The 19,002-nt window shown below is 39.9% G+C and carries 12 protein-coding genes and 3 rRNA genes; 4 read left to right on the top strand and 11 right to left on the bottom strand.

Annotated features, from left to right (window positions below; all coding sequences use genetic code 11):
* The first annotated feature begins 12 nt into the window (after window positions 1-12).
* Entirely contained in the window at window positions 13-1,752 is a 1,740-nt protein-coding gene (gene ade / locus CJZ72_RS07035; RefSeq protein ID WP_095443718.1) for an adenine deaminase, read from the top strand.
* 177 nt (window positions 1,753-1,929) lie between these two features.
* Here the strand turns inward: ade and trmB are convergent, their stop codons facing one another.
* The 4 genes from trmB to CJZ72_RS07015 all read right to left on the bottom strand — a co-directional run bounded on the left by trmB (window position 1,930) and on the right by CJZ72_RS07015 (window position 5,790).
* A complete protein-coding gene (gene trmB / locus CJZ72_RS07030; protein WP_081134878.1) occupies window positions 1,930-2,580 on the bottom strand; it encodes a tRNA (guanosine(46)-N7)-methyltransferase TrmB in 651 nt (216 codons plus the stop codon).
* 137 nt (window positions 2,581-2,717) lie between these two features.
* The gene (locus tag CJZ72_RS07025; protein WP_016176902.1) at window positions 2,718-3,500 is read right to left on the bottom strand and encodes a phosphotransferase family protein; all 783 of its coding nucleotides are present in this window, start codon (window positions 3,498-3,500) and stop codon (window positions 2,718-2,720) included.
* A gap of 351 nt (window positions 3,501-3,851) precedes the next feature.
* The gene (locus CJZ72_RS07020) at window positions 3,852-5,060 is read right to left on the bottom strand and encodes an ABC transporter permease (protein ID WP_119218993.1); all 1,209 of its coding nucleotides are present in this window, start codon (window positions 5,058-5,060) and stop codon (window positions 3,852-3,854) included.
* A complete protein-coding gene (locus CJZ72_RS07015; RefSeq protein WP_081134877.1) occupies window positions 5,053-5,790 on the bottom strand; it encodes an ABC transporter ATP-binding protein in 738 nt (245 codons plus the stop codon). The genes CJZ72_RS07020 and CJZ72_RS07015 overlap by 8 nt, the downstream gene beginning before the upstream one ends.
* 136 nt (window positions 5,791-5,926) lie before the next feature.
* On the opposite strand from CJZ72_RS07015, the gene CJZ72_RS07010 reads away from it, so the two are divergent.
* The 3 genes from CJZ72_RS07010 (at window position 5,927) to CJZ72_RS07000 (ending at window position 7,893) form a co-directional block, all read left to right on the top strand.
* On the top strand, window positions 5,927-6,361 hold the full coding sequence (locus CJZ72_RS07010) for an HIT family protein (RefSeq protein ID WP_005877359.1): 435 nt from the start codon (window positions 5,927-5,929) through the stop codon (window positions 6,359-6,361).
* The gene (locus tag CJZ72_RS07005; protein ID WP_081134875.1) at window positions 6,354-6,692 is read left to right on the top strand and encodes a YtxH domain-containing protein; all 339 of its coding nucleotides are present in this window, start codon (window positions 6,354-6,356) and stop codon (window positions 6,690-6,692) included. Before CJZ72_RS07010 ends, CJZ72_RS07005 begins: the two co-directional genes overlap by 8 nt.
* A gap of 175 nt (window positions 6,693-6,867) precedes the next feature.
* Window positions 6,868-7,893 (top strand): peptidylprolyl isomerase, encoded by a 1,026-nt coding sequence (locus CJZ72_RS07000; RefSeq protein ID WP_005877363.1) that lies wholly within the window; start codon window positions 6,868-6,870, stop codon window positions 7,891-7,893.
* A gap of 176 nt (window positions 7,894-8,069) precedes the next feature.
* Here CJZ72_RS07000 and CJZ72_RS06995 read toward each other — a convergent pair whose 3' ends face one another.
* The 7 genes from CJZ72_RS06995 to CJZ72_RS06965 all read right to left on the bottom strand — a co-directional run bounded on the left by CJZ72_RS06995 (window position 8,070) and on the right by CJZ72_RS06965 (window position 18,541).
* Complete coding sequence (locus CJZ72_RS06995) at window positions 8,070-8,294, bottom strand: hypothetical protein (protein ID WP_232509800.1); 225 nt, start codon at window positions 8,292-8,294, stop codon at window positions 8,070-8,072.
* A 180-nt stretch (window positions 8,295-8,474) separates the two neighbouring features.
* The gene (locus tag CJZ72_RS06990) at window positions 8,475-9,419 is read right to left on the bottom strand and encodes a 3'-5' exoribonuclease YhaM family protein (RefSeq protein WP_005877368.1); all 945 of its coding nucleotides are present in this window, start codon (window positions 9,417-9,419) and stop codon (window positions 8,475-8,477) included.
* Complete coding sequence (locus tag CJZ72_RS06985; protein WP_095443717.1) at window positions 9,403-12,117, bottom strand: ATP-binding protein; 2,715 nt, start codon at window positions 12,115-12,117, stop codon at window positions 9,403-9,405. The genes CJZ72_RS06990 and CJZ72_RS06985 overlap by 17 nt, the downstream gene beginning before the upstream one ends.
* Window positions 12,114-13,334 (bottom strand): DNA repair exonuclease, encoded by a 1,221-nt coding sequence (locus CJZ72_RS06980; RefSeq protein ID WP_081134870.1) that lies wholly within the window; start codon window positions 13,332-13,334, stop codon window positions 12,114-12,116. Before CJZ72_RS06980 ends, CJZ72_RS06985 begins: the two co-directional genes overlap by 4 nt.
* Window positions 13,335-13,552: 218 nt before the next feature.
* Window positions 13,553-13,668, bottom strand: a 5S ribosomal RNA gene (gene rrf / locus CJZ72_RS06975).
* Window positions 13,669-13,760: 92 nt separating this feature from the next.
* A 23S ribosomal RNA gene (locus CJZ72_RS06970) occupies window positions 13,761-16,674 on the bottom strand.
* A gap of 307 nt (window positions 16,675-16,981) precedes the next feature.
* Window positions 16,982-18,541: ribosomal RNA gene (locus CJZ72_RS06965) — 16S ribosomal RNA — on the bottom strand.
* The 16S, 23S and 5S rRNA genes sit together here, the layout of an rRNA operon.
* Between the last annotated feature and the right edge of the window lie 461 nt (window positions 18,542-19,002).

Below are 19,002 nucleotides of genomic sequence, written 5' to 3'. Positions count from 1 at the left end.
GGAGGGTCTAAAGTGGATTCATTACTCGAAAAACATATTTTAATTGCTGGAAAAAAACAACTCGCAGATCTAGTCATCAAAAACGCAAAAATTATCAATGTTTTTACAAAAGAAGTCATGGAGGCTGATGTTGCTATCTGTGATGGGGTGATTGTTGGAGTAGGAGACTACGAGGGAAAACAAATTTATGATGCGAAAAATAAATATCTGGTACCAGGTCTAATCGACGGCCATGTACACATTGAAAGTTCCTTATTGTCACCAAAAGAATTCGCGAAAATTTCACTGATCCACGGGGTTACTTCCGTGGTTACTGATCCTCATGAAATTGGAAATGTTGCTGGAAGTACAGGCCTTGATTTTATGATCGATGATGCTAGAAGTGTTCCGATGAATATATTTGTCATGTTGCCTTCTTGCGTCCCAGTCACACCATTTGAAACAAATGGAGCGACTCTCGATGCTGCTTCATTTATCCCATTTCTGGAACGGCCGGAAGTCCTTGGTCTTGCAGAAGTCATGAATTATCAAGCTGTCGCAACAAACGAGGCAACAATTATCGATAAATTACGATTAATGAAGAATAAAAATAAAAAAATCGATGGTCATGCTGCTGGTATCCACGGAGACGATTTAAATGTTTACTTGGCAGCTGGAATCCGTACAGACCATGAGGCAACAACTGCTGAAGAAGCCAGAGAACGTCTAGCATTAGGCATGTATTTGATGATTCGTGAAGGAACCGTTGCAAAAGATCTTCACGCATTATATCCAGCAATCACTCCCGAAAATTCACGTCGCTGCTTATTTGTCACTGATGATAAATTGATTGACGATCTCGTTTCTGAAGGATCAATCGATCATATTATTCGGCAGGTGATCCAATTGGGAATGGACCCACTACAAGCTATCCAGATGGCTACTTTAAATGCAGCAGAATGCTTCGGACTTGACCATTTAGGGGCGATTGCTCCTGGATATCAAGCTGATTTCTTCTTAACTGATGATTTAACTACTTTACCGATCGTTGATGTCTTCACCCAAGGAAATTTAGTAGTGAAACAAGGCGAGATAATCCAAGATAGATTTCCCACACAACCAAATCCATTTACAGATAACTTACCAGCAATGAATGTCAAACCCTTATCTAACACTTCTTTTGCTCTACCGATACACTCAGAGCAAGCACATGTGATTGAAATCATTCCCAACAGCTTATTGACGAATGATTTGATAGAAACGGTTTCTGTAAAAGGCGGATTCTTTGAACATTCGATCGAAAATGATTGGTTAAAGATCGCAGTTATTGAACGCCACCATCAAACAGGAAATATCGGTGTCGGTATCGTCAAAGGATTCCAATTGAAAGACGGTGCGCTTGCAACGACAGTCGCTCATGACTCCCACAATATAGTTGTGGTAGGAACGAACGATGAGGATATGCTCTATGCGGCAAACCAGTTGATCAAAAAAGGTGGAGGAATGATTGCTGTCAAAGCTGAAAAAGAATTAGCTTGCCTCCCATTACCAATTGCCGGCCTAATGTCCCAAGATCCTTTTTTAGAGGTGAACACACAGTTGGTTTCTCTAACCAAAGAAGCCTATAAATTAGGAGCAAGTCAAGCCTTCGATCCCTTTTTGACTCTTTCTTTTTTAACTTTGTCTGTCATTCCCGAGTTAAAAATCACTGATAAAGGGTTGTTCTCCTTTTCTAAATTCAATTTGATCGAACCTTCGATCAAAAAAGGATAATCTACTTTTCTAGGTATTTAATAAATAAAAATTGAAAATACAAACAAGGTGGGACAAAAGTAAGAAACACTTTTGTCCCAACCTCTTTTCTCTCCAATTTCTCAAACCTAAACGACTTTTGTCTCGACCTCTTTATATTTTTCCGTACCGCTAAATCATGATAAACGATACTTCAACTTATTTTGTTTTATCTTTAAATTGTGCTTCAACTCGATAAATCCTTTGTCCTCTTGAAGAAAATTTTTCTTCATATTCAGTCATGATATTTCCTTCAAAATCACTTTGGTGCAGATCAAGCCATACTTGCTTGATGACCATTCCATATTGAGAAAAACTTGCTAGTGAATATTCAAATAACCCTTGATTGTCTGTTTTAAAGTGGATCTCCCCTTCAGGACGTAAAATCTGTTCATCCACAGCTAAAAAAGTTTTGTAGGTCAAGCGACGCTTTTCATGTCTTTTTTTAGGCCATGGATCAGAGAAATTCAAGTAGATTTGGTCTACTTCACTATCTGAAAAATACTCCGTCAGTGCTGAGCCATCGACATGCAATAGTTTCAAATTAGGTAATGGTTCTTCAAGAAGCTTGTCTAAAGCGATCGACACAACGCTCACTTGCATCTCCACCCCGATATAATTGATTTCTGGATGTGCTTTTGCCATTCCTGTGATGAATTGTCCTTTTCCCATACCAATCTCGATATGGATTGGTTGATCATTTCCAAATAGTTCGTGCCATTTCCCTTTCCATTTGGTAGGCTCACTGATGACAAGATCTGGGTGTGCTGCTAACATTTCTGCAGCTCCTGGGCGATTTCGTACGCGCATGAAACTTTCCATTCCTTTCTTAGTTAAAAAAATAAAGATCAGACAAAGTGAAGTTAAACTCTTCTGATCTCAAATTAAAAATACACATGTTTTATTTTTGTTTTTTTCTGGTGATGCATCGGTATTTACGACTTTTATCAACCGCTGAATACCCGCTTCAGCTGTAGAATTTCTTCGTTCATTCTCCGATGATCATCCCGTTTACAATATCTAGTGATCTCTTGAAGCAGATTCATTGCAGCATACCAATGCAATTTCTCAAGTATTTCATCTGTCGGTCTGATGCCATAACTGATAAGCCACTGATTCCAATTAGACAACGGTACATAATTCCCTAAAATCGTGGCGAGATCGACCGCAGGATCCGCAAACATGATTGAATCCCAGTCAACTAGATATAAATAATTTTTACATACTAACCAGTTACGATGATTCACATCTCCATGCACCACTGCAAAATCTTCTTTATCCGTATGTGGAAGCTGTTGACGTAAAAACTGATGAACAATTTGTAAAAATTGATTGTTTTTAAGCATCTCAGGTAAATCTAATTCATAGTGCTTCAACATTTTTTCTGGAGTCATTACTTTACCGCCAATACGTGTCAGCATTGTCTTCAATGATGTTGAGTGATGCAAATGATACAATACATCAATGACGTCATTTCTTTGCCCGATTTCATTGGGTGTCAATAAACGTCCTTCTAACCATTCTTGTGCTGTTAAAGTATCCCCATTCCCAGTACGTTTTGTCCATACTAGCTTTGGCGTGATTCCTTCTCGGGATAGTGCAGCAAGCATTGGAGTCGTGTTTCGTTTAATAAAGACCTTGTCTTCATCACGCATGCCTATGTATGTTTTTCCCGTATCACCTTTGATGGGGCGTAAACGCCATTCTTGGTCTAACTGAAACTCCATCATGCATTCTCCCGTCCTCTTAACTCTATGTTTTGCAGTACTTATTATTCTAGTCGCCTAAGCCGCGAACGTCAAGCACATATACGTTCTTTTTCCATCATTCAGCTTCAAAAAACCATCTTTTATCAAAAAAGAGAACGAAAAGAGGTTGGAACAGAAATGTTTAACTCTGAGAAATAAGAAGAAATCAACGAAAATTGCTTTTCAAATTTTTGTGGATTTCGGCTTATTTAAGAAGGAGTTGCTTCTGCTCCCACCGTTTATTCGTTTTTAAAGCATGAGACAAAAGTATTTCTTACTTTTGTCCCATGCTCTCTTTCATCCTCTTTTTCCGTTTTTTATTCTTGTATCTCTTCAATCATCCATTTTTTTGAGTCTAGCGGGAGCATACAGCCCAACAAACAGTCCCGCAGCCACTAGATAAATGATCAGAGGGATCACTTTTTCTACTCCACTTAGGGCAATGGCAGCCAGCAACCCAAAAAGAATTGCTACTGCAAGAAGTACTCCTAATAATAATTTTTGAATCGCTCGTTTCTTCTGCTCTTCTTGAACTGGGTATAGTTTAACGAGTGTCATATAGCGAAATTGATTGTATAAAGGAAGAAGCTGAAATCCAATCAGGTAAATGAATAATGCTCCGATACCGCTGATAAAATAAACGTCAGACATACTGGCTATCAGAATACCACCGATCAACGTCAATCGAAAAACAAGCCCACTAAAATCAGTTCCTCTAACAAATCTTCTCATATAAAGGTAATAATATGTGTTCGCTGGTGTTTTACTGATTCTTTCTAACAAAGGATCGAAGTACTTTCTTCTTTTAACTTTGGAAGTGATTTCTGGAACATCCGTAAAAAGATTGATGAATTGATAAATTTGATGTAAACGATGTTCTTCGATCTGCACCATTTTTTCCCAATCCAAACGACGATCCATTTTTTTCCATAAAAACCAGCCATAGATAATAGCTTGAGCGATTGCACCTACAAGTCCTATCCAAATCCAGTAAAAAGAGAAAAAGAGCATGAGTAAGCTAGATACAGCCCATGCGCCTTTCCACAAAAGTAACTGGCGGTTGTCGATCCGAAACACTTCTGCTCTTTTAATTTGTAACTGACTACTTTTCATACACCAGAGCATGATCAAATAAAAAAAGAAGACTGTAAAAGGTCGCCCCGTAGAAACAACGAGTAAAGGCATAGAAAAGCCACAGATCAAGCCTAAAAAGATGAACGGAAAAATACATGAATAGCGAAAGGCTTGCTGTAAATAGCCGCGCATTTCTTCTTCTTTAGGTAATAGAAAAACAATATCAGCCGCACGAGTAAAAGAAGCAAACTTTCCAAAATATAGGCAAAGAAGCCAAAATACAGAAAGGATCACTCCGCCTAATTGAAAAGGGGTCGTTAGCGTTTTTAGCCAATTAGAATAATAGAAACCTACCCCACCGATTAGAAATAAACAGATCAGTACAAAGTGATCATTTAGGACATATCGCATATATTTCATCATTTTCTTCTGATGCTTCGCTAATCGTAATTGAAAAAAATTATTCATCTTGCTGCTCCTTTGTTAAAGAAAGATAGATTTCATCTAACGAAGAACCAGGTAGTTGGAATTCCTCTTGCAGATCGTTCAACGTTCCATTCGCACGTATCTCTCCATTATGCAACACCACAAAGCGATCACAATATTTTTCTGCTGTTGCTAAAATGTGTGTGGACATCAAGATGCCAGATCCTTCATTTTTCATTTCCACCATCAATTCCAGTAACGCATTGATTGCCAAAGGGTCTAACCCTAAAAAAGGTTCATCAATGATATATAAGGAAGGCTCAATTAAAAAAGCACATAAAATCATTACCTTTTGCTTCATTCCTTTTGAAAAGTTAGCTGGAAACCATTCTAAGCGATTCTCTAAGCGGAAAGTATGCAATAATTTTTTCGCTCTTCTCATCGCAGTTTCAAGTGGGATATTATACGCCATCGCAGTAATTTCAATATGTTCTCTTAAAGTGAGTTCTTCATAGAGAGAAGGTGTTTCGGGAATATAACCGATTTGTTTTCGATAAGCTTCCGTATTTTTCTTCAAAGTAAGATCGTTGATTGAGATCGTTCCCTTTTTTTGCTCCAAAAGCCCGATAATGTGTTTGATCGTTGTACTTTTCCCAGCACCATTCAACCCAATCATTCCCACCATCTCACCTGGGTTCACTCTGAAACTGATATCTTTTAAAACGGGTAGATGACCGTAGCCCCCCGTGACATTTTCTAATATTAAACTCATAAATTTTCCTCCGTAAGTATACTGCTATTATTATACCACGAAGAAAATCGAGTCAATTTATTTTTTTTCATACATTCCTTTGAACTTATGGTAAAGTTAAACTAAAGAATTATTTCTAATGGAAAGGATGTTTCAAATGGAAAACTGTATCTTTTGCAAAATTATCAATCAAGAAATTCCTAGCTATAAAGTCTATGAAGATGAAAAAGTATATGCCTTTTTAGACATTTCTCAAACAACAAAAGGTCATACCCTTGTCGTTCCCAAGAAACATGTTTCAGATATTTTTGACTATGATGAAGAATTAGCAGCAAATGTTTTTTCACGAATCCCTAAAATTGCCCGCGCAATCGAAAAAGCTTTCCCAGAAATGGAAGGTCTAAATATCTTAAACAATAATCGAGAACTTGCTTATCAGTCTGTCTTTCATTCACATATCCACTTGGTACCTAGATACAGCAAAAAGGATGACTTCTCTATTCATTTTGGCAATCATCAAGAAGATTATACAGCTGAGACCTTAGCTAGTATCCAAAATGCTATCCAAAAGCAGGTGAATACCCATGATTAAAAATTTTCTCAAAGGTCTTATCTTTGGCGCAGCAGTAGGTGCAACATCGGGTCTACTATTCGCACCCAGAAGTGGCAATGATACAAGAAAAAAACTAATCACTGAAGTCGACGAAGCAACTGCTTTGACGAATGAATTAAATAACAGTCTTAATCATTTTAAGCATGCCTTAGTAGAAACAAAAGAAACCGCAAATTCTGTTATTCCTGCTTTCCAAAATGCTATGAAAAAGGATATTGAAAATTTTAAATTTCAAGCAGAACCAAGGATTGCTCAAATCCAAGAACAGGTAGAAAAATTATCTCAAGAACTTCCGAACGACTTACAATAATACGTTTTTTTAATAATCATGGGACATATTTTATCATTTTTTAAAATTCAAATGGTGAATGTGATGAAAATTTGAATTTTATTTGAAACTATCGTAAGAACGGTTTTATTGAGAATTTTATGTGGTATAGTTATATATGTAAAAATAATAATAAATTACAGGAGAGCAGAATTGAATGAAAAAAAATAAAATAATTTTAGCAGCAACTAGTGCGTTGGCTGTGTTGGCACTAGCAGCTTGTTCAGGTAGTACAGATAAAGATATTGCAACAATGAAAGGTGGAACCATTACTGTTTCAGATTTTTACGATGAAGCAAAAACTTCTTCTGCCAATCAACAGTTAGTTCAAAACATGATCATTTATAAGGTTTTCAATAACAAATATGAAGATAAAGTATCTGACAAAAAAGTCAATGCCGAGTATGACAAACAAGCAAAAAGCTACGGCGATACATTTGAATCTCAATTGGAAGCAGCTGGCTATACAAAAGACAGCTACAAACAAACAATCAAAAATAATCTAGTCTTACAAGCTGGAATCAAGGATCACATCAAGCTGACTGACGAAGATTTGAAAACTGCATGGAAATCTTTCCATCCAGAAGTAGAAGCTCAAATCATTAAATTAGGTAGTGAAGATGATGCGAAAGATGTGAAAAAATCAGCTGACAATGGTGATGATTTTACAAAATTAGCAAAAGAAAAATCAACTGACACAACAACAAAAGAAGACGGCGGAAAAGTCAAGTTTGATTCTCAAAGCAAGACTGTTCCTACAGAAGTACAAGAAGCTGCATTCAAACTGAAAGATGGCGAAGTATCTGATGTCATCACTGCTACAAATGCAAGTACTTACGCAACTGATTACTATGTAGTAAAAATGGTGAAAAACCAAAATAAAGGCAATGATATGGACAAGTACAAAGATGAAGTAAAACAAATCGCTACTGATACAAAACTGAATGACCAAGCTTTCCAAACAAAAGTCATTTCAGAAGAATTAAAAGCAGCGAATGTTAAAGTGAAGGATGATTCCTTCAAAAATGTCCTAAGTGCATTTACTACAGAGTCAGGTAGCAAGAGCACTTCCGATTCAGAAAAAGAATCAACTAAATCAACTAAATCTTCTGAAACAAAAGAAACTGAATCAACAAAAGCTTCAGATACTGAAGAAAGCACTACAGAATCATCAAGCAAATAAACAAAGGGAATGTGAGACAAATCTAAACATCAGGTTTGCTACAGACTCTCGAATAAACCGCATCCCAAAGTCAAGCTTTTTGGAAATTTCAAAAAAAAACGAACAATACAAAAAACGTATTGTTCGTTTTTTTCTCCAATTTCTCAAGCCTAAACGACTTTTATCTCGACCTCTTTTTACCAATTGATTCCTAACATTACAGTAACGATGAGTGAAAAAGTCATTACGATTCCTAGAAATATCCCTATCGTTGTCAATGCAATCAGTCCGATTTTTGAATGATTTCTGATTTTATACGCCGTGTATAGCAGACAAAGGGCAACCAATAATCCTAGTAACCAAATCAATAATAACTTTTTCCGATCATCAAAACTTTGAATAACTTGTTCCAATCGTCCCACGTCCCAACTGAATGATTCTCTAAATAAGTATAATCATACACATACTTGTTTTACAATAAAAAAAATATTTAAGACGAAATAAAAGCACGTATCATGCTAAAAGGACCACCAAGAGTTAAATCAAAAATCTAACTCTTGGTGGTCCCTTTATTCCCGCAAAGTTGACTACGTACTTTCTATTTATATATCTTTAGGTACATAAAAACTACGATTGTCCATCCCAAAAATACGATCTGTGTATTTACCTGGCTCTGTTTGTCGTATAGAAGTCAGCATCATTTGCATTGAAGCATCGATGTTATCGATTTGATGTAGAACTTCTGCCTCCATTATCCGAGGTCTTACTGGCGATCCATATTCTAGTAACCCATGATGAGCCAACACCATATGTCGCAAAACCAAAACATCTTCATCCGCCTCATTGATTTTCAACGCCACACAGGCCTTTGTAATTTCTTCGTCCACTAATACCAAATGGCCTACAAGGTTACCAGCCAACGTATATTCGGTACTCATTGGCCCTGATAGTTCAATAACCTTTCCAAGATCATGCAAAATGATTCCTGCATATAATAGTGCCCGATTCAATTCCGGATACTCATCTGCAATGGATTTGCCTAAGTGAAGCATGGTCAGTGTATGATAAGCTAGCCCACTAGCGAATGCATGGTGATTTCGTTTAGCTGCCGGAAACTCAAAAAATTGTTTTTGGTACTTGTTGAGTAAATGACGAACAATTCGATTCCAATGCGCATTTGTGATTTCAAACAATAATTGATTGATTTCTTCTTCCATTGCTTCTTTTTTCATTGGTGCTCGTTCCATATAAAGACTTGGTTCACTTGGTTCATCGATTTTCGTTAAACGCATGTGTAAAATTTTCACCTGAGGGTTTCCTTGATAAACTTCTCTTTTACCATTAAGGAACACCACTGTCCCAGCAGTAAATTTCTTTATTTCATCTTCGGAGGCATCCCAATATTTTCCGTCAATTGTTCCCGATGTATCTTGAAAAGTAAATGCGATAAATTTTTTCCCGTTTTTTGCGATTCTAACATCAGCATTTTTTATTAGAACAAACAGTTCAAACTGTTCATCAATAACTAATTCACGAATTTTTTTCATTATTTGCTCCTTCTAGTATATTTACAGCTTGTTTTAGCTCTTGGTAATAGCTTACCATTTCTTGATCAGAAGAAAAACAAATTACCTGATACTTTTCCCCAAATTCGGCTAAAAGTTTTGCCAATTGGTACTTCCGCTGATGATCGTAATGCAACCAACCATCATCTATGATGATCGGACAAATGGAACGCTTAGCTTCTAATGATAGATAAGCAAATCGCATAGCCATGATCAGCTGATCTTTCGTGCCCGTTGATAGCTCATAAATTGGATACTCCGTACTACCATCTGTTAATGTCAATGTGTCATTTTGTAATAAAATTTCGTGATAATGGTCTTTAGTCAATACCCCTAAATAATCACCTGCAATTTTTAATAACTGAGGGAGTTGCCGTTCACTCATTTCGGTTGAAAGATCACCTAAAAATGTCGCTGCAATCGCTAAGCCACCCCACTCTTCGAATAACTGTTCCAATTGTGATTTTACTAAACTAGCTTCTTGGTATAACTCATCTAGTGTCCCATCTCTTTGAAGTTCCTCTACTTGTATTTTCAAGCGTTGGCGTTTTTCGATGATTTCTTTTTCCTCTAATTGATAGCGGTACTGTTCTTGCTGATACGTACGCAATTCTTGGCTCAATTGTTCTCTTGTCTTGCTCTTTGGAAAAAGAGACGTTAGCATTTCGGTTAATTCAGTCAATCGCTTAAGATGCGTTTTTGTTTGTTTTGCCTTTTGCAGATACACAGGTACTTCTGATGGATACATAAGTCCAGCTTTTTGTAATTGTCCGTTATACTCAGCCAACAATGTTTTCTGTTTCTTTTTAAGCTGATTGATTTCTTGCTTCAATAATGTATTTTGTTGATAACTTCTCGCAAATTTCAACTGTTCCATCGCTTCGACAAACTGAGCAAGTAATCCCATTTTTTCAGTCAACTGCCGATCATGTATCGGTAGCCATTCCTTCACGATCTCCAATTTACTTTCGACTAGCAATAGCTTTTGTTTGATTTCCTTTACACGTACCTGTTTTTGTTCAAATAGCTCCAGTAACCTTTGGTAATCGGATACTTCCTGTCCATAAGTTCTCATCGCTTCAAATGTATTCATCTGTGCCAAGTGATTCCTAGAAGAAAACTCTCCTATTTTTTTTTCGAATACTTGCTGTTCAGTGAAGCATTTTTTATTCTTCTGGTTAAGTTCTTCTATTTGAGCAAGTACACTGTCTAATTGCCCCAGTTTTTCTTGCCACATTCCTTTAACTTCAGCTAGATTGCTCTTTTGTCCTATTTCTCTTTGCTTGTACAAATAATAAGCCACGTTTCCTACTACAAATAAGAACGGCACGAGCTTCCAAGGCATAGGAATAAAAAACGCAATCACTATGAATATTGCCGAAATGACAATCAATTGTAGGTTCATCTTTGGCTGACTACTTACCGGTTGGCTATTTATCAATTCTGGATGCTCTTCTTCTATTTTATTTATTTCCGTTTCAAGTGCTAGTTGCTGTTCTTCTACGATTTCAGAGCGAATAGACAATTGATTCCTTTTTTCACTTAATGATCGGTGCTCCGTTAAAAGTTGCTGCCATTCTTCAGTATACAAGAATTCTTTTGGTGCTTGCTGCCTCAACCAGTGCCAACGTTGCTCTAAAATTTTCAGTTCAGATTCTGTCTCTCTTTCTTCTATTTGAAGTCTTTCCCACTCTTTGAGAGATTGTTCCACTTGATTTTGTTGCTTTAGTATTTCTTTTAATGTTTCTTCATTTTCTAAATAAAAATAATAGCGAGCAGATTGTTGATCCATGCCACTATGTTTTTCGAGAGTCGTTTCTAATTCATCTAGGCGCTCCGTCATCTGTTGATACCGTTTAGAAAAATCCTCGAGGTCTATCAATAATTTTTCTTCTGGAACTCCTGATAATGACTTGCTTTTTAAAGTTTGCCATTCTTCATATAAAGGATAATTAAGTTCTTGCTGTTTGATCTGACTGATTTTTTCATTTATTTTTTGAAGTTTTTCTTGTAATACTGTTTGTTCTTGACTATAACTCTGCTCTTGTTGCACTAATTGGCTGAAATAAGCTTCTTGATTTTGTTTTTGTTGAACTTTTTCTTGCAACAACTTCCATTCATTCAATTTCTGGTTAATGAGCAATTTTTGCCCCTTCTTTTTAAATAGCTGCTGGGCTTCTTGAAAATAATCCTGTCTTTTTTGGAAAACTTGCGAGCTACCAGTAATGCCTAAAGAAATCAAAGCATCATGTAATTCCTTTTCTCTCAGGTATTCCAGCTCGGTCAACTGTTCTTGTTGAAAAGTAAAAACCTGCTGAAAGAGTTCCTTTGTTAAAGGCGTGATCAGTTTTTCTAATAATTCATCACTGCCTACCTGCTCATTAAAACGCACCTTAGCTTTGCCTCGGTTTTGTTGCTTGTAGCGTTCAACCATGATCTCTCCATAAACAGGATGTTCAAGCCAAAGCTTTCCTCCATAAGCGGAGCCATCTTTAGGAGTGTAATCCTTTTTCTTCTTTCCCTTTGAAGGAAAGCCAAATAAAATGGCTTGAATAAATTGGTAGATTGTTGATTTACCAGCCTCATTCTCCCCATAAATCAACTGATTCCCAGAAGTAAAGTCAAAGCTTTTTTGTCGCCACTTGCCAAAAGCAGCAATCTCTATTCTTAAGATTCTCATTCTTTATCCTCCTCGAACACAAAATCTCGATCGAGTAATTCTTTTGCTCTATTTAATGTTTGCTCCTGATAGTTTGGTATTTCATGGATTAATCGAAGAGCTTCTGAATGGCTGTACATTTCATTTAAGATTTGTTGAAAAATCTCAGGTGAATGATATGTCTCAAATAGTTGTTCCAATAAATCTTCTGACACCGATAAAGAAACTCGATTCGGCAATTCTTCATTCACAATAGAAATACGCCATACATAGATATTTATCAGATTGGCAGACAATTTATCTGTTAAGTAGTCCAATAGTTCTCCTGATTGGATCCTTTCGATGACTTCATGACTCAAATGAGTGTAATCAACCACTTTGATATCTAGCAAAGACAGTTTGGTGGAAGTAGTTTCAAGTTGTGTTTTGAAGATACTCAAAATGTCTTGGGTAGTTTTCGCCAATTTCAAAGAGATCGTTTTCTCTTCCCAATAAACTTCTGCCACTTCGAGCGTTTCGATTTGACTTCTCCCTTGGTCTAATTCCACAAGTAAAATTGAGCGCGCACTCGTTTCTTTTTGTGTATGTCCTTGAGGTGCTCCAGGATAATTAATCGTTCCATGCTCATTTAAGTCCATAGGCACATGAATATGTCCCAATGCCCAATAGTCATAGCCTTTATCCTGCATTTGTGAAACATGAAAAGGAGCATAATTTCCTTTTTCATTTGCTCCTATTTCCCCATGATACATCCCTATATGATAGTCTACTGAATCCCTCAATGGAAAATCCACTACTTTATTCTGCTGGATCCACTGATGAAGATAGCTGAATCCACTGATTGCTACTTCTTCTTTTGATTTACTGATCAACTTTTTAGTTTCAACACTCTCTGAAGTAAAGAGATGTACGTTATCAGGGAATTTAAACCAATACCTTTCCTGTTGATAATAATCGTGATTCCCAAATATCATATATACATCAATATTACTTTGGTTCAAGCGTTCCATTTGGTCAACGAAATGTTTTTGGATTTTCAATGAAGGACGAGGTTGGTGAAAGCTATCTCCAGCCAATAAAACAAAATCAACCGCATGTTTTATTGCTTCATCCACAATGTTTGATAAAACATTTAGATTAGCTATTAATAACCTTTCCTGTACTCGCTTATCCAAATTTACTAATCCCTCAAATGAACGGTCCATATGTAAATCAGCTGCGTGAATGAATTGAATCATCGAAAATCCTCCTTTTTGATCAAAGTAAGCTCCTCTAGAGCATTTTTCATTTTTCTATTTAATAAAACTAGTGATATTTCGAGCTATCTATCCTATTTATCATACCATTTTCCTTCATTTTTTTCATCTAAAACCGAAAATTTGTTCCCATCGTTTTTTCTCTAATCAAAAAAAATACAAAAAAGCAGATGAACTTTGTTCATCTGCTTTTACCATTTGCGTGGCGACGTCCTACTCTCACAAGGGGCAACCCCTCACTACAATCGGCGCTAAGAAGCTTAACTTCTGTGTTCGGCATGGTTACAGGTGTATCCTTCTCGCTATCGCCACCACACTGTGGTGTTATCTTTTATTGAGTTTGCATTTTGCTCACTCAAAACTGGATTTGAAGTTTAAGTAATGTCCGAGTTCTTTTCTTTTAACCATTTGGTTAAGTCCTCGATCGATTAGTATCAGTCCGCTCCAACCATCACTGGCCTTCCACTCCTGACCTATCTACCTGATCATCTCTCAGGGATCTTACTTTCTTAAAGAAATGGGAAATCTCATCTTGAGGTGGGCTTCACACTTAGATGCTTTCAGCGTTTATCCCTTCCCTACATAGCTACCCAGCAATGCCCTTGGCAGAACAACTGGTACACCAGCGGTAAGTCCATCCCGGTCCTCTCGTACTAAGGACAGCTCCTCTCAAATTTCCAACGCCCGCGACGGATAGGGACCGAACTGTCTCACGACGTTCTGAACCCAGCTCGCGTGCCGCTTTAATGGGCGAACAGCCCAACCCTTGGGACCGACTACAGCCCCAGGATGCGACGAGCCGACATCGAGGTGCCAAACCTCCCCGTCGATGTGGACTCTTGGGGGAGATAAGCCTGTTATCCCCAGGGTAGCTTTTATCCGTTGAGCGATGGCCCTTCCATGCGGAACCACCGGATCACTAAGCCCGACTTTCGTCCCTGCTCGACTTGTTGGTCTCGCAGTCAAGCTCCCTTCTGCCTTTACACTCTTCGAATGATTTCCAACCATTCTGAGGGAACCTTTGGGCGCCTCCGTTACCTTTTAGGAGGCGACCGCCCCAGTCAAACTGCCCATCTGACACTGTCTCCCACCACGATCAGTGGTGCGGGTTAGAGTGGCCATAACGCAGGGGTAGTATCCCACCAGCGCCTCCATCGAAACTAGCGTTCCGATTTCTACGGCTCCTACCTATCCTGTACATGCGGTACAGACACTCAATATCAAACTACAGTAAAGCTCCATGGGGTCTTTCCGTCCTGTCGCGGGTAACCTGCATCTTCACAGGTACTAAAATTTCACCGAGTCTCTCGTTGAGACAGTGCCCAAATCGTTACGCCTTTCGTGCGGGTCGGAACTTACCCGACAAGGAATTTCGCTACCTTAGGACCGTTATAGTTACGGCCGCCGTTTACTGGGGCTTCAATTCGTACCTTCGCTTACGCTAAGCACTCCTCTTAACCTTCCAGCACCGGGCAGGCGTCAGCCCCTATACTTCATCTTACGATTTTGCAGAGACCTGTGTTTTTGATAAACAGTCGCTTGGGCCTATTCACTGCGGCTGATCGAAAATCAGCACCCCTTCTCCCGAAGTTACGGGGTCATTTTGCCGAGTTCCTTAACGAGAGTTCTCTCGCTCACCTTAGGATTCTCTCCTCGACTACCTGTGTCGGTTTGCGGTACGGGTCATTGTTTTCTCACTAGAAGCTTTTCTTGGCAGTGTGACATCAGGAACTTCGGTACTATTATTTCCCTCCCCATCACAGCTTATCCGTGTAGACAGAAGCATTTGACTCCTATCAAGACTTACTGCTTGGACAGACATTTCCAATCGTCTGCATTCCTTAGCCTCCTGCGTCCCTCCATTGCTCAAACAAAAACAACGAGTACAGGAATATCAACCTGTTGTCCATCGCCTACGCCTGTCGGCCTCGGCTTAGGTCCCGACTAACCCTGGGCGGACGAGCCTTCCCCAGGAAACCTTAGTCATTCGGTGGACAGGATTCTCACCTGTCTTTCGCTACTCATACCGGCATTCTCACTTCTAAGCGCTCCAGCAGTCCTCACGATCTGCCTTCAACGCCCTTAGAACGCTCTCCTACCAATACACCTAATGGTGTACTCCACAGCTTCGGTAATATGTTTAGCCCCGGTACATTTTCGGCGCAGGGTCACTCGACTAGTGAGCTATTACGCACTCTTTAAATGGTGGCTGCTTCTGAGCCAACATCCTAGTTGTCTGTGCAACCCCACATCCTTTTCCACTTAACATATATTTTGGGACCTTAGCTGGTGGTCTGGGCTGTTTCCCTTTCGACTATGGATCTTATCACTCACAGTCTGACTCCCGGATATGAATGAATGGCATTCGGAGTTTATCTGAATTCGGTAACCCGAGATGGGCCCCTAGTCCAAACAGTGCTCTACCTCCATCATTCTCAAATCCGAGGCTAGCCCTAAAGCTATTTCGGAGAGAACCAGCTATCTCCAAGTTCGTTTGGAATTTCTCCGCTACCCACACCTCATCCCCGCACTTTTCAACGTACGTGGGTTCGGTCCTCCAGTGCGTTTTACCGCACCTTCAACCTGGACATGGGTAGATCACATGGTTTCGGGTCTACGACTACATACTCAAACGCCCTATTCAGACTCGCTTTCGCTGCGGCTCCGTCTCTTCGACTTAACCTCGCATGCAATCGTAACTCGCCGGTTCATTCTACAAAAGGCACGCCATCACCCATTAACGGGCTTTGACTTGTTGTAGGCACACGGTTTCAGGTTCTATTTCACTCCCCTTCCGGGGTGCTTTTCACCTTTCCCTCACGGTACTGGTTCACTATCGGTCACTAGGGAGTATTTAGCCTTGGGAGATGGTCCTCCCGGATTCCGACGGAATTCCTCGTGTTCCGCCGTACTCAGGATCCTCCTAGGTGCCTTCCAAATTTCATCTACGGGGTTTTTACCCTCTTTGACTGACTTTTCCAAGTCATTCGATTATCTGAAAGAACTACCATATTGGAGTCCTACAACCCCAATGAGCAAGCTCATTGGTTTGGGCTTTTCCCGTTTCGCTCGCCGCTACTCAGGGAATCGAATTTTCTTTCTCTTCCTGCAGGTACTTAGATGTTTCAGTTCTCTGCGTCTACCTCGAATGCGCTATGTATTCACGCAAACGTAACATCCTATAAAAGATGTTGGGTTTCCCCATTCGGAAATCTCTGGATCATAGCTTACGTACAGCTCCCCAAAGCATATCGGTGTTAGTCCCGTCCTTCATCGGCTCCTAGTGCCAAGGCATCCACCGTGCGCCCTTATTCACTTAACCTTATCAACCTTGCGGTTGGGTTTTGATCTTTCTTCTAGCGATAGAAGTCCGATCAAGAAAATAAGCAATTGAACTTATTAAAAAACTCTATCCAGCTAAACAAGTGTTTAGCCTTCAAATTCAACGCGGTGTTCTCGGTTTGTATTACTTAATTTACTTCAAATATCCAGTTTTCAATGAACAAAGTATTCTCTTGAGAGTATCTTCTAATGTCAAAGTCATAAGCTGACTCTTCAATTATTGAGTAGACCTCTCAAAACTGAACAAAGTATAAAACAACCAGTGTAGTCTCCGTAATATTCCTTAGAAAGGAGGTGATCCAGCCGCACCTTCCGATACGGCTACCTTGTTACGACTTCACCCCAATCATCTATCCCACCTTAGGCGGCTGGCTCCAAAAGGTTACCTCACCGACTTCGGGTGTTACAAACTCTCGTGGTGTGACGGGCGGTGTGTACAAGGCCCGGGAACGTATTCACCGCGGCGTGCTGATCCGCGATTACTAGCGATTCCGGCTTCATGTAGGCGAGTTGCAGCCTACAATCCGAACTGAGAGAAGCTTTAAGAGATTAGCTTAGCCTCGCGACTTCGCGACTCGTTGTACTTCCCATTGTAGCACGTGTGTAGCCCAGGTCATAAGGGGCATGATGATTTGACGTCATCCCCACCTTCCTCCGGTTTGTCACCGGCAGTCTTGCTAGAGTGCCCAACTAAATGATGGCAACTAACAATAAGGGTTGCGCTCGTTGCGGGACTTAACCCAACATCTCACGACACGAGCTGACGACAACCATGCACCACCTGTCACTTTGCCCCCGAAGGGGAAGCTCTATCTCTAGAGTGGTCAAAGGATGTCAAGACCTGGTAAGGTTCTTCGCGTTGCTTCGAATTAAACCACATGCTCCACCGCTTGTGCGGGCCCCCGTCAATTCCTTTGAGTTTCAACCTTGCGGTCGTACTCCCCAGGCGGAGTGCTTAATGCGTTAGCTGCAGCACTGAAGGGCGGAAACCCTCCAACACTTAGCACTCATCGTTTACGGCGTGGACTACCAGGGTATCTAATCCTGTTTGCTCCCCACGCTTTCGAGCCTCAGCGTCAGTTACAGACCAGAGAGCCGCCTTCGCCACTGGTGTTCCTCCATATATCTACGCATTTCACCGCTACACATGGAATTCCACTCTCCTCTTCTGCACTCAAGTCTCCCAGTTTCCAATGACCCTCCCCGGTTGAGCCGGGGGCTTTCACATCAGACTTAAGAAACCGCCTGCGCTCGCTTTACGCCCAATAAATCCGGACAACGCTTGCCACCTACGTATTACCGCGGCTGCTGGCACGTAGTTAGCCGTGGCTTTCTGGTTAGATACCGTCAAGGGATGAACAGTTACTCTCATCCTTGTTCTTCTCTAACAACAGAGTTTTACGATCCGAAAACCTTCTTCACTCACGCGGCGTTGCTCGGTCAGACTTTCGTCCATTGCCGAAGATTCCCTACTGCTGCCTCCCGTAGGAGTTTGGGCCGTGTCTCAGTCCCAATGTGGCCGATCACCCTCTCAGGTCGGCTATGCATCGCGGCCTTGGTGAGCCGTTACCTCACCAACTAGCTAATGCACCGCGGGTCCATCCATCAGTGACACCCTAAAGCGCCTTTCAAATCAAAACCATGCGGTTTCGATTGTTATACGGTATTAGCACCTGTTTCCAAGTGTTATCCCCTTCTGATGGGCAGGTTACCCACGTGTTACTCACCCGTTCGCCACTCTTCTTTTTCCGGTGGAGCAAGCTCCGGTGGAAAAAGAAGCGTACGACTTGCATGTATTAGGCACGCCGCCAGCGTTCGTCCTGAGCCAGGATCAAACTCTCATAATAAAAGTTAGAACAATCTTGCGATTGTTAAGCTCAATTTGTTTGCTAGCATATTGCTTGCTTGTTAAAAATGTTTGTTGTCTTGAATCAATCAAGACGCCCTACACATTTGGTTTGTCTTACTTTGTTCAGTTTTCAAAGGTCTACTTGAATTGCCGTAGCAACTTTTATATCATATCAGAGTGACAAGTGAATGTCAACTGTTTTTTAAAAGTTATTTTTGATTTCGTTTTTAGAAATCTTTCAGCAACTCGTATATCATAACTTATCTTTTGTTATTTGTCAAGAACTTTTTTGAAGTTTTTCTTGATTAGATCAAGCTTTTCAATAGGTTCTTTTCAAACGACTTAGTTATCTTATCACGTGCTTTTATGTTTGTCAATGAATTTTTCTAAATAAATTTCATTGAAGTTTTCACGTTTCAACAACGTTGTTTACTTTACCATTAAAAAAATAAAAGGTCA

The sequence above is a fragment of the Enterococcus durans genome (assembly GCF_002277935.1).
GTDB classification, from domain to species: domain Bacteria; phylum Bacillota; class Bacilli; order Lactobacillales; family Enterococcaceae; genus Enterococcus_B; species Enterococcus_B durans.
This window is presented reverse-complemented; position numbering and strand designations above follow the sequence as displayed.

Bases quoted from the DNA above. Each gene is read 5' to 3' on its own strand.
- CJZ72_RS06980 (WP_081134870.1), bottom strand. From the start codon at position 13,334: ATGATTCAATTCATTCACGCAGCTGATTTACATATGGACCGTTCATTT.
- trmB (WP_081134878.1), bottom strand. From the start codon at position 2,580: ATGCGCGTACGAAATCGCCCAGGAGCTGCAGAAATGTTAGCAGCACAC.
- CJZ72_RS06985 (WP_095443717.1), bottom strand. From the start codon at position 12,117: ATGAGAATCTTAAGAATAGAGATTGCTGCTTTTGGCAAGTGGCGACAA.
- CJZ72_RS07000 (WP_005877363.1), top strand. From the start codon at position 6,868: ATGAAAAAAAATAAAATAATTTTAGCAGCAACTAGTGCGTTGGCTGTG.
- CJZ72_RS07020 (WP_119218993.1), bottom strand. From the start codon at position 5,060: ATGAATAATTTTTTTCAATTACGATTAGCGAAGCATCAGAAGAAAATG.
- CJZ72_RS06990 (WP_005877368.1), bottom strand. From the start codon at position 9,419: ATGAAAAAAATTCGTGAATTAGTTATTGATGAACAGTTTGAACTGTTT.
- CJZ72_RS07010 (WP_005877359.1), top strand. From the start codon at position 5,927: ATGGAAAACTGTATCTTTTGCAAAATTATCAATCAAGAAATTCCTAGC.
- CJZ72_RS07025 (WP_016176902.1), bottom strand. From the start codon at position 3,500: ATGATGGAGTTTCAGTTAGACCAAGAATGGCGTTTACGCCCCATCAAA.
- CJZ72_RS07015 (WP_081134877.1), bottom strand. From the start codon at position 5,790: ATGAGTTTAATATTAGAAAATGTCACGGGGGGCTACGGTCATCTACCC.
- CJZ72_RS07005 (WP_081134875.1), top strand. From the start codon at position 6,354: ATGATTAAAAATTTTCTCAAAGGTCTTATCTTTGGCGCAGCAGTAGGT.